This is a genomic window from Pseudomonas sp. FFUP_PS_473 (assembly GCF_002858665.1).
In the GTDB taxonomy this organism is placed as follows: Bacteria; Pseudomonadota; Gammaproteobacteria; order Pseudomonadales; family Pseudomonadaceae; genus Aquipseudomonas; species Aquipseudomonas defluvii.
On record NZ_PJQQ01000028.1, the window covers coordinates 61,151 to 71,780 of the forward strand.

General features: G+C 60.7%; 6 protein-coding genes and 1 tRNA gene. 4 read left to right on the top strand and 3 right to left on the bottom strand.

All coding sequences use genetic code 11. From position 1 onward, the window contains the following. Positions 1-30 precede the first annotated feature (30 nt). Positions 31-1,419 carry a DNA recombination protein RmuC gene (gene rmuC, locus CYD26_RS18530; protein ID WP_177442445.1) on the top strand — a complete coding sequence of 463 codons (1,389 nt, stop codon included), beginning with the start codon at positions 31-33 and terminating at the stop codon, positions 1,417-1,419. On the opposite strand, the gene CYD26_RS18535 is transcribed toward rmuC, so the two are convergent. Then, positions 1,391-4,867 carry a PAS domain-containing hybrid sensor histidine kinase/response regulator gene (locus tag CYD26_RS18535; RefSeq protein WP_102053280.1) on the bottom strand — a complete coding sequence of 1,159 codons (3,477 nt, stop codon included), beginning with the start codon at positions 4,865-4,867 and terminating at the stop codon, positions 1,391-1,393. The genes rmuC and CYD26_RS18535 overlap by 29 nt on opposite strands. Before the next feature lie 321 nt (positions 4,868-5,188). Here CYD26_RS18535 and CYD26_RS18540 point away from each other — a divergent pair, with 321 nt between their 5' ends. Together CYD26_RS18540 and CYD26_RS18545 are read left to right on the top strand one after the other, a co-directional pair. Beyond that, a complete protein-coding gene (locus CYD26_RS18540) occupies positions 5,189-6,331 on the top strand; it encodes a TDT family transporter (protein WP_102053281.1) in 1,143 nt (380 codons plus the stop codon). Positions 6,332-6,468: 137 nt separating this feature from the next. Next, entirely contained in the window at positions 6,469-8,343 is a 1,875-nt protein-coding gene (locus tag CYD26_RS18545; protein WP_099775544.1) for an MFS transporter, read from the top strand. A gap of 15 nt (positions 8,344-8,358) precedes the next feature. Here the strand turns inward: CYD26_RS18545 and sugE are convergent, their stop codons facing one another. Both sugE and rdgC read right to left on the bottom strand, forming a co-directional pair. Further along, the gene (gene sugE / locus CYD26_RS18550) at positions 8,359-8,676 is read right to left on the bottom strand and encodes a quaternary ammonium compound efflux SMR transporter SugE (RefSeq protein WP_065760536.1); all 318 of its coding nucleotides are present in this window, start codon (positions 8,674-8,676) and stop codon (positions 8,359-8,361) included. Positions 8,677-9,474: 798 nt separating this feature from the next. Beyond that, positions 9,475-10,395 carry a recombination-associated protein RdgC gene (gene rdgC / locus CYD26_RS18555; protein ID WP_102053282.1) on the bottom strand — a complete coding sequence of 307 codons (921 nt, stop codon included), beginning with the start codon at positions 10,393-10,395 and terminating at the stop codon, positions 9,475-9,477. Between the two features lie 158 nt (positions 10,396-10,553). Here rdgC and CYD26_RS18560 point away from each other — a divergent pair. Further along, a tRNA-Val gene (locus CYD26_RS18560) sits at positions 10,554-10,629 on the top strand. Position 10,630 lies beyond the last annotated feature (1 nt).

Here is a 10,630-nt window from a genome sequence, read left to right on the forward strand (position 1 = left end):
CGTTTGGCTGCTCGTCAGGCTGAAAGTGCGCTGCTTGAGGAGCGGCTGGGCAATGCTCAGCTGGCTCAAGAGGGCTTGGTTGCGCAGTTGGATGCCTGCCGTGATGAGGTCAGTGACCTGGGGCAGGCCAATGCCGCCAAGCAGGCGACTCTGGCCGCACAGGCACGCGAGCTCGAACTGCTGCAGATCGAACGTGACAACGCCAGCGATGCCGCTCATGCCTGGCAACTTGAGCGCGCCGCCAAGGAGGCTGAGCTACGCCGGCTGGATGCCCACTGTGCCGCGCTGGCTGCCGAGCTGCGTGAGCAGCAGGACAGCCATCAGCAGCGCCTGCAGGACTTGCAGGGCTCGCGTGATGAACTGCGCGCCCAGTTTGCCGAGATGGCCACGAAGATCTTCGACGAGCGTGAGCAGCGTTTCGCACAGACCAGCCAGCAGCACCTGGGGCAACTGCTCGACCCGCTCAAGGAGCGAATCCAGGCCTTTGAGAAGCGTGTTGAAGACAGCTACCAACAGGAGGCCCGCGAGCGCTTTTCCCTGGCAAAAGAGCTGGAGCGTTTGCAGCAGTTGAACCTGCGCCTGAGTGACGAAGCTACCAACCTGACGCAGGCGCTCAAGGGGCAGAAAACCCAGGGTAACTGGGGCGAGTTGATTCTTGAACGGGTACTTGAGCACGCAGGGTTGGAAAAAGGGCGTGAGTACCAGACCCAGGTCAGCCTCAAGAGTGCTGACGGCGAGCGTTTCCAGCCCGATGTGTTGATCATGTTGCCGGGCGACAAACAAGTGGTCGTCGACTCCAAGGTCAGCCTCACGGCCTACCAGCAATATGTGGCAGCGGCTGACAACGAGATCGCTCAAGCGGCGCTCAAGCAGCATGTGCTGTCCTTGCGCAACCACGTCAAAGGGTTATCCGGTAAGGACTACAACCGCCTTGAGGGGTTGCACAGTCTCGACTTTGTGCTGTTGTTCGTCCCCATTGAAGCGGCGTTTTCGGCGGCGCTGCAGGCTGAACCCAATTTGTTCCAGGAAGCCTTTGATCGGCAGATCGTGATCGTCAGCCCGACCACCTTGCTGGCGACCCTGCGCGTAATTGACAGCCTCTGGAAGCAGGAGCGGCAAAGCCAGAACGCACGGGAAATTGCCGAGCGTGCAGGCTGGCTCTACGACAAGTTTGTGCTGTTCATCCAGGACCTGGACGAGCTCGGTAGTCGTCTGCAGCAGGTCGACAAGGCGTATGCGGCGGCGCGCAACAAGCTGTGCGAGGGGCGCGGCAACCTGATCAGTCGCAGCGAGCAGCTCAAGCTGCTCGGTGCCCGGGCCAGCAAGAGCCTGCCCGCCGACCTGCTTGAACGGGCACTGAGCGACAACGATGGCCTGGCTGCCGAGGTGCTTACTGGACCAGGCTCAGATGTCGATTGAGCAAGGCGCGCAACGCTGCCGGCTTGACCGGCTTGGCCAGGTAGTCGAGGCCGGCGGCATGCACTTGGGCAACCATTTCGCTCCGACCGTCGGCACTGATCACTACGCCCGGTACCGGTTCGCCGAGGCGTGTACGTAACCAGGCCATCAGTTCGGTACCGGTTTCGCCATCATCCAGGTGGTAGTCCACCAGTGCCAAGTGCGGGCGCAGCCCTTTGGCCAGCAGTGCCTCGCATTCGTCGCGGTTGCGCGCAGTCCAGACCTGGCAACCCCAGCGGCTGAGCAGGCTGTTCATGCCGATGAGGATGCTGTCCTCGTTGTCGACACACAGCACCTGCATCCCCGCCAGGGGTTGTCCGGCTTGTTCGGCAACAGGCGCGGGTGGTGCGACTGGCGTCGTGGCCAGTGGTACGCAGACCCGAAATACGCTGCCTTTGCCGGGCCATGAGTGCACTTGCAGCGGATGGCCCAATACGCGGCAGAGACCGTCAGCGATCGCCAAGCCCAGGCCGAGGCCTTTTTCTGCGCGGGTCTGGTGGCTGTCCAGGCGTTTGAATTCCTCGAAAATCACCTGCAGCTTGTCGTTGGCGATGCCCGGGCCGCGGTCCCAGACTTCCAGCCACAGGTTGTCCTGGCTACGCCTTACGCCAAGCAGGATCGGGCTCTTGCCGTAGCGGAAGGCGTTGGTCAGGAAATTCTGCAGAATCCGCCGCAGCAGTTTCATGTCGCTTTGCACCCGTAAACGACTACTGCGCACGCGGAAGTCCAGGCCCTGTTCCCGGGCCAGTACCTTGAACTCGGCGCCCAGGGTATCGAACAACTCGTTCAGGGCGAACGGCTTGGCGTCGGGGGTGATCTTGCCGTTTTCCAGGCGGGAGATGTCCAGCAAGTCGCTGATCAATTCTTCGGCGGAGCGCAGCGAACTGTCCAGATGCTGAACCAGTTGCTGTGCCTCGGTGGACAGCCCGTCGCCTTGGTGGGAGAGCGCGGCGGAGAACAGCCGGGCGGCGTTCAGTGGCTGCATCAGGTCGTGGCTGACCGCCGCGAGGAAACGGGTCTTGGACTGGTTGGCGGCTTCGGCGTGGCTTTTCGCTTCGGTCAGGGCCAGGTTCAGTTGCGACAGTTCGTGGGTTCGCGCAGCAACCCGCTGCTCGAGGCCCTCGTTGGCATCCTTCAGGGCTTGTTCGGCTTCGCGGAACGGCGTGATGTCGGTAAAACTCATGACGAACCCGCCACCCGGCATCGGGTTGCCGATCAGTTCGATGACCCGGCCATTGGGGAACAAGCGCTCGGACGTGTGGGCACGGCCCTGGCGCATCCAGTGCAGGCGTCGGGCAACATGGACCTGAGCCTCGCCGGGGCCGCACAGGCCGCGTTCGGCGTTGTAGCGAATGATGTCGGCAATTGGCCGGCCGACACTGATCAAGCCGTCCGGGTAATTGAACAGTTCCAGATAACGGCGGTTCCAGGCCACCAGGCGCAGTGACTGGTCGACCACACTGATGCCCTGGCTGATGTTTTCGATGGCGCCCTGCAAGAGTGCCCGGTTGAACTGCAGCACCTCGGAAGCCTCGTCGGCGATACGCACGACGTCTTCGAGTTGCATGTCGCGGCCTTCGATGGCCGCCTTGACCACGGCCCGGGTCGAAGAGGTTCCGAGCACGCCTGCGAGCAGTCGTTCGGTATGCTCGATCCAGTCACCGTCGGCGTTCTGATTAGGGTTGAAGCCCTTGCCCTGGCGGTAGGCGAAGCGGATGAAACTTTGGCGCGCACGCTCTTCGCCGACAAACCGTGCTGCCAGGTTCAGCAGGTCGTTGATCTGTACTGCCAGCAGCGAGCGGTTGCTCGGGCGGGCGTTGGTTTCCTGGCCGATGAAGCGGCCTGCCTGCCAGTGCTCCGATACCCGTGTGCGGGAAAGGATCGACACCCAGGCGAACAGGGTGAAGTTACCGGCCAGCGACAACACCACACCCTGCGTCAGCGGGGTTATCGGCAGGTTCAGTGGGTTGCTGTGCAGCCACGCCAAGCCTGGGAGCAGGTTGAGCGACCAGCCGAGGCTGTGAGCGGCGATGGGCAGAACCAGGGTGTAGAACCAGATGAAAATACCGGCTGCAAGGCCGGCAAAAACGCCACGGCGGTTGGCCTGTTTCCAGTACAGCGCGCCAAACATGGCTGGCGTCAGTTGGGTGATGGCGGCAAAAGCAATCTGGCCGATGGTTGCCAGGCTTGCCGTGGAACCGAGCAGGCGATAACTGACATAGGCCAGCAGCAGGATCGCAACGATCGATACCCGGCGAACCGAGAGCATCCAGTGGCGGAATACTTCAAAGGGGCGCTCGGCGTTGTTACGCCGTAGCAGCCACGGCAGCAGCATGTCGTTGGAGACCATGGTCGACAGCGCCACGCTGGCGACGATCACCATGCCGGTAGCCGCCGATGCGCCACCGATAAATGCCAGCAACGCCAGGGCCGGGTGGGCTTCGGCCAGCGGCAGGCTGATCACGAACGAGTCGGGGATGACCGAGTCGGGTAGCATCATCTGCCCGGCCAGGGCTATCGGGACTACGAACAGTGCGGCGAGGATCAGGTAGGCCGGAAACACCCAGCGCGCCAGGCGCAGGTCCTGAGGGTCGATGTTTTCCACCACGGTGACATGGAACTGCCGCGGCAGGCAGATGATCGCCATCATTGCCACACCGGTCTGGACCACCATCGACGGCCAGTTGATGGTTTCCTGCCAGTAGGTTTCCAGGCGGGGTGCCAATCGTGCCTGGCTGAACAGGTCGTCGAAGCCGTCATACAGGTTGAAGGTGACGAAGGCGCCGACGGCGAGAAACGCCAGCAGTTTGACCAGCGACTCAAAGGCAATGGCCAGCACCATGCCACGGTGGTGTTCGGTGACATCCAGGCTGCGAGTACCGAAGACGATGGTGAACAGCGCAAGCACCAGCGAGACCACCAGGGCGGTGTCCTGCACTCGGCTGCCAGTGGCGTCGGCGCCTGCGCCTATCAGCAGGTTGACCCCCAATACGATGCCTTTGAGTTGCAAGGCGATGTACGGCAGCACACCCACCAGGCAGATCAGTGCGACCACCACGGCCAGTGCCTGCGACTTGCCGTAACGGGCGGCGATGAAGTCGGCAATCGAGGTGATGTTTTCCTGCTTGCTGATCAGCACCATCTTCTGCAGCACCCAGGGTGCAAACAGCATCAGCAGCACCGGGCCGAGGTAGATAGGCAGGAATGCCCAGAGTTGTTCGGCGGCCTGGCCGACCGAACCGAAGAATGTCCAACTGCTGCAGTACACGGCCAGCGAAAGGCTGTACACCCAGGCACGCAGGCGCGGGGGCAGCGGCTTGCTGCGGCGGTCGCCGTAGAAAGCGATGGCGAACATGATGGCCATATAGGCCAGGGCGACCAAGGCGATCAGCCCACTGGACAGCGACATGACAACTCCGAAGAAAAGGGGGAGTACACCTCCAGCCTAACGGTATACCTCGATCTATCAGTCTGGCATGCCGTTCGTGCTTAGTCAGTGCCGACCATGGTAGCAGTGGCGCAGCGTCGCAGGGGCATCACGGAGGGTCATCCATTGCACCGTGATCAGCAGCCGATTGAAGGCCATCGCAATGCCGGGGTCTGAAGCACACCACGAATTATCAGGTTGTATCGGAAAAATAGATAATAGTTAGAGAAATTACCCGTTTTATAGATATTAAAGGCGCCTCTACCATGGGCTCTACCTCACCAGAGGACAGGAGTGCAAACCATGCCATGCCCGACCAGCAGCGCCGTATCGCTGCGTCCGTTCCATCAACTGGCCCATCCACGCGAAGTGATTCGCCAGTTCACGCCTAACTGGTTCGCCGTCACCATGGGGACCGGTGTTCTTGCCTTGGCGCTCAAGCAGGCGATGCCAGCGCTGAGTGGCGTGGCCGAGGCCTTGTGGCTGCTGACGATCGCTTTATTCATTCTATTCAGCGGCGTCTATGCGGCGCGTTGGGTGTTGTACTTTCATGAGGCACGCAGGATCTTTGCCCACTCTACGGTTTCCATGTTCTTTGGGACGATTCCGATGGGCCTGGCAACGATTCTCAATGGTGCCCTGCTGTTCGGCCTTGAACGCTGGGGGCAGGGAATCTTGCCGTGGGTCGAGGCGCTGTGGTGGTTCGACGTGGCACTGGCCGTGCTCTGCGGCGTGGCCATTCCGTACCTGATGTTCACCCGTCAGGAGCACAGCATCGATCAGATGACCGCCGTCTGGTTATTGCCGGTGGTGGCTGCCGAGGTGGCGGCGGCCAGCGGTGGCCTGTTGGCGCCGCATCTGGCGGATCCGCATCAGCAGTTCCAGGTGTTGATCGTCAGCTATGTGTTGTGGGCGGTCTCGCTGCCGGTGGCGTTCAGCATCCTGACCATCCTCTTGTTACGCATGGCCCTGCACAAGTTGCCCCATACCAGCATGGCGGCTTCAAGCTGGCTGGCCTTGGGGCCGATTGGTACCGGCGCCTTGGGCATGTTGTTGCTGGGCAGCGATGCACCTGCCGTGTTTGCCGCCAACGGCCTGGGCGGGCTCGGCGAAATTGCCCGGGGTATTGGCCTGATCGCCGGCATCGTGCTGTGGGGCTGCGGCTTATGGTGGTTGCTGACGGCAGTGCTGATTACCCTGCGATACATGCGCCACGGCATGCCGTTCAACCTTGGTTGGTGGGGCTTTACCTTTCCGTTGGGGGTGTATGCCCTGGCAACGCTGAAGCTCGCCGCCTGGCTTGAATTGGGCTTCTTTCAGATCATCGGCAGTGTGTTGGTGCTGGCGCTGATCGGCCTCTGGCTGCTGGTGGCCAGCCGGACGCTGCGTGGCGCCTGGCGTGGTGAGCTGTTCGTGTCGCCGTGTATTGCGGATCTTCGGGCCTGAGTGCTCTGTAGGTGCTGGTCTTGCAGGTGGCTCGGTTGCTGGCAAGACCGGCTCCTGCAAGGGCGTTTATGCTACAACTGTGGCTTTTACGGCGCAGCTGACCTCCAATAACAAAGCCCCATGCAGGTACACGGACGATGAGTCACCCCTCGCAATTCACATTGCTCGGCAAACGGCGATTTCTGCCGTTTTTCATTACCCAGTCGCTGGGTGCCTTCAATGACAACATCTTCAAGCAGTCGTTGATTCTCGCCATTCTCTACAAGCTCAGCATCGAGGGTGACCGGTCGATCTGGGTCAACCTGTGTGCGCTGCTGTTTATCCTGCCGTTTTTTCTGTTCTCTGCACTGGCCGGGCAGTTTGGCGAAAAGTTCGCCAAGGACGCATTGATCCGTGTGATCAAGCTGGCCGAGATCGGCATCATGGCGGTCGGTGCCATTGGTTTTCTCACCAATCACCTGGCGCTGATGCTGTTGGCGTTGTTTGCCATGGGCACCCATTCGGCGTTGTTCGGCCCGGTCAAGTACTCGATCTTGCCGCAGGCGCTGCATGAGGAAGAGTTGGTGGGGGGTAACGGCCTGGTTGAGATGGGCACCTTTCTCGCCATCCTGGCGGGCACCATTGGCGCGGGTGTGATGATGTCCAGTGGTCACTATGCCCCTGTGGTTGCGACCGCCGTGGTATCGGTGGCTGCGCTCGGTTACCTGTCCAGTCAATGGATTCCGCGTGCCGCTGCTGCTGCGCCGCAGATGAAACTGGACTGGAACATCTTCACCCAGTCCTGGGCGACCCTGCGCCTGGGCTTGAATCAGACCCCGGCGGTGTCGCGTTCGATCGTCGGCAACTCCTGGTTCTGGTTTGTCGGGGCGATCTACCTCACCCAGATTCCTGCCTACGCCAAAGACTGGCTGCACGGTGACGAAACCGTGGTCACCTTGGTATTGACCCTGTTCTCAGTGGGTATCGCGCTCGGTTCGCTGTTGTGTGAGCGCCTTAGCGGACGCAAGGTCGAGATCGGCCTGGTGCCGTTCGGCTCCTTTGGCCTGACCCTGTTTGGCCTGCTCTGGTGGTGGCATTCGGGCGATGTCGTGGCCGGGGCGCAGCCGCACGACTGGCTGACCCTGCTGGGCATGAGTCAGGCCTGGTGGATCATGCTGTCGATCCTCGGGCTGGGCGTGTTCGGCGGCTTCTACATCGTGCCGCTGTATGCCTTGATCCAGTCGCGTACCGCCGAGAATGAGCGGGCCCGGGTCATTGCTGCGAACAACATCCTCAACGCACTGTTCATGGTGGTCTCGGCCATCGTCACCATTGTGCTGTTGAGTGTGGCCAAGCTGAGCATTCCACAGCTGTTCCTGGTGGTCTCGCTGCTGAACATCGCGGTCAACACCTACATCTTCAAGATCGTCCCCGAATTCACCATGCGTTTCATGATCTGGCTGCTCAGCCACTCCATGTACCGTGTCGAACACCGCGACCTTGAGTTGATTCCCGATGATGGTGCAGCCCTGCTGGTGTGCAACCACGTGTCCTTCGTCGATGCATTGTTGATCGGTGGTGCGGTGCGGCGGCCGATCCGTTTCGTTATGTATTACAAGATCTACCGCCTGCCGGTGCTCAACTTCATCTTCCGCACCGCTGGGGCCATCCCGATTGCCGGGCGCAAGGAAGACCCGCACATTTATGAACGGGCTTTCGAGAAAATAGCCGAGTGTCTGCGGCAGGGTGAGTTGGTGTGCATCTTTCCGGAAGGCAAACTGACCTCGGACGGTGAAATCGATGAGTTCAAAGGCGGTGTACGCCTGATCATCGAGCAGACACCCGTGCCGGTGATCCCGATGGCCTTGCAGGGCTTGTGGGGGAGTTTCTTCAGCCGGGATCCGGCCAAGGGCTTCTTCCGTCGCTTGTGGTCGCGGGTGACCCTGGTGGCCGGTACCGCCGTCCCGGTTGAGGCGGCAGAGCCGGCCGTATTGCGCGAGCGGGTCAGCGCGTTGCGTGGCACGGTGCGCTGACCCGGGTAGGGCAGGTCAGCTGGCGCTGACCTTCAGCCCGACCAGGCCGGTGACGATCAGGGCAACGCTGGCCAGGCGCATCAGGGCCATGGATTCGCCGAACAGGATAACCCCGGCGATCACCGTGCCCACTGCGCCGACGCCGGTCCAGATGGCATAGGCTGTGCCGAGCGGCAGCTCCTTCATGGCCAGGCCAAGCAAACCCAGGCTGACCAGCATGGCTGCAATGGTCAGCAGGGTTGGCAATGGGCGGGTAAAGCCGTCGGTGTACTTCAGGCCGACAGCCCAGCCGACTTCGAACAGGCCGGCACAAAACAGAATGATCCAGGACATGCAGTGTCTCCATCAGGTGATGGGGCCGTCCCCGGATTGATCACGCGATGCGTCGTGAGGTCGTCCTCACTGTGGGCATATAGAGTGCACAAACTCGAGGGGTAGGGCAATACGCCGGCGAGTACCTCAGGGGGCGACGCATGTTTGTGGCTATTGGCATTCACTTCGCGAACATATCCATTCCCTGCAGCGGCACCACCGGCTGGTTTCGCCTTTTACGGCGACCCACTTTTGAAGGGCACAAAAGTGGGCAAAACGCCCTGTCCCGACATCCGGCCCTACGCTGCGCTTCGGGTTCCTTCCTTACGCCATCGCTCCCGTGTGGACGCGCCGACGGGCCATCCATGGCCCATCAGCGCTCACTACGCGACGGCTCCACTCAGCCTCCTGAAGGGACGCCCTTCAGCGTCTGCCACTGCGCGCACTAAAAGCAAAGCGCTCCTGAACGCTTGGCCGTGACGCGGTTGCTTGAGCACGCTTGAACACTCAAAGGACTTAAGTGAAGAGTATTAGGCTCTGTACGAAAAGCCTTGATACTCGGTGATGCTGCGTTGAAAACAGCCTCGGAATGCTCATTTACAACCCGTAAACTCCGCTTCCTCGGCTGTTTTCGCCTTGCCTGACCTTCGTCTCAAGACTTTTCATGCAGACCCTAGGGGAACCCATGCGGCTTGAGCAGGCATGCCTGCGATGGCATCGGTGAGGTGCCAGTGAGTGCGTGGTGCTTCTATCACGGGCAAGACCAGCCACCCGCTCTCGTGCAGGTGGGCTGGTTTGCTCGCGATCTAGACGTTGCCCTTAGATCCCCTGCGGGATCTCTTCACCACCCAGCGCTTCAAACAGGGCCGGCAGGAACTCACCGAAAGTGAGCATCATCAGGGTGAAGCTGGCATCGAGTTGGCCCAGGGCCTCATCACCACCGTCTTCCTCGGCCTGATCCTGCAGCAGTTCTTCGAACTTCAGGCGTTTGATCACCATCTTGTCGTCGAGCACGAAGGACAGCTTGTCCTGCCAGGCCAGCGACAATTGGGTGACTTGCTTGCCAGTGCCCAGGTGCATCTGGATCTCGTCGCTGGTCAGGTCCTGACGTTTGCAGCGAACGATGCCGCCGTCTTCATGGGTGTCACGCAGCTCGCACTCGTCCAGGACATAGAAGTCCGGGGCGGCTTGCTGGGTTTTCACCCACTCGGTCATGGTCGCGCTTGGGGCGATCTTCACGCTCAGTGGTCGTACGGGAAGCGAGCCCATCACTTCACGCAGGGTGGAGAGCAGGTCTTCGGCACGCTTGGCGCTGGAGGCATTGACCAGAATCAGGCCCTGCTTGGGGGCGATGGCGGCGAAGGTTGCCGAGCGACGGATAAAGGCACGTGGCAGGAACGCCTGGATGATTTCATCCTTGATCTGATCACGTTCCTTTTTATAGACCTTGCGCATTTGCTCGGCCTCGATCTCGTCGATCTTCTCTTTAACCGCATCGCGCACGACACTGCCAGGCAGGATACGTTCTTCTTTACGTGCGGCGATCAGCAGGAAGTCCTGACTGACATGCACCAGTGGAGCGTCTTCACCCTTGCCAAATGGCGCGACGAAGCCGTAGGTGGTCAATTCCTGGCTGGCACAAGGGCGCGCTGGCTTGCTGGCCAGAGCGGTTTCCAGCGCCTCGGGGTCAAACGGGATGTCCTGGGTCAGGCGATAGATCAGCAGGTTTTTGAACCACATGGGGTGCATCTCTCCTTAACACATAAGGGGGCATTATTCTCCGAGCAGCCGTCTCAGGCCAAGTCTGCTAAGTCGTTGGAAGGCTTGAAAAAATTTTTTAAAAAAGTGCTTGCCAGACTCTAAGGTGCTCCGTAGAATGCGCACCACACCGAGACGATGGGTGATTAGCTCAGCCGGGAGAGCATCTGCCTTACAAGCAGAGGGTCGGCGGTTCGATCCCGTCATCACCCACCAC

Bases quoted from the DNA above. Each gene is read 5' to 3' on its own strand.
- CYD26_RS18540 (WP_102053281.1), top strand. From the start codon at position 5,189: ATGCCATGCCCGACCAGCAGCGCCGTATCGCTGCGTCCGTTCCATCAA.
- CYD26_RS18535 (WP_102053280.1), bottom strand. From the start codon at position 4,867: ATGTCGCTGTCCAGTGGGCTGATCGCCTTGGTCGCCCTGGCCTATATG.
- sugE (WP_065760536.1), bottom strand. From the start codon at position 8,676: ATGTCCTGGATCATTCTGTTTTGTGCCGGCCTGTTCGAAGTCGGCTGG.
- CYD26_RS18545 (WP_099775544.1), top strand. From the start codon at position 6,469: ATGAGTCACCCCTCGCAATTCACATTGCTCGGCAAACGGCGATTTCTG.
- rdgC (WP_102053282.1), bottom strand. From the start codon at position 10,395: ATGTGGTTCAAAAACCTGCTGATCTATCGCCTGACCCAGGACATCCCG.